Source organism: Pseudomonas sp. SIMBA_041 (assembly GCF_046535095.1).
Lineage (GTDB): Bacteria > Pseudomonadota > Gammaproteobacteria > Pseudomonadales > Pseudomonadaceae > Aquipseudomonas > Aquipseudomonas mucoides.
Map to the genome: position 1 here is coordinate 1 of NZ_JAWRXJ010000089.1, position 357 is coordinate 357.

General features: G+C 26.3%; 1 protein-coding gene. It reads right to left on the reverse strand.

Annotation, left to right across the window (positions count from 1 at the left end; translation table 11 throughout):
- Positions 1-307 (reverse strand): hypothetical protein (locus tag SB725_RS30350; RefSeq protein ID WP_410923049.1); only part of this gene is annotated, 307 nt, incomplete at its 3' end.
- Positions 308-357: the final 50 nt, after the last annotated feature.

Sequence of the window (357 nt, forward strand, 5' to 3'; positions counted from 1 at the left end):
CATTTGTTTTGGCTATTTTTTGTTCGTTTTTATCTTTTGTGAAAATTTTTTGAGCTTCTACACAAAACTCCAAAGCAGCATCAAAACGATCTACGTCATTATAGATATTAGCAGATTTCAAATAAAAATCTCCAAGATCTTTTTCTGAAACAATATTTTGAGCTTTTTTTATATTGAGTTCAGCTTTTTTCCAATCACTGGACTTCAATTTATTGGCAATATCAATATAATAAGAATAAGATTTTTCAGCTTGCCCATAAAACAAAACAATAGGAAACAGTAATATAAACTGTAAAAATCTAATCATCATAGGTTCTGTATTTTATACCTATAAAATTACATAATTATGACAATCAT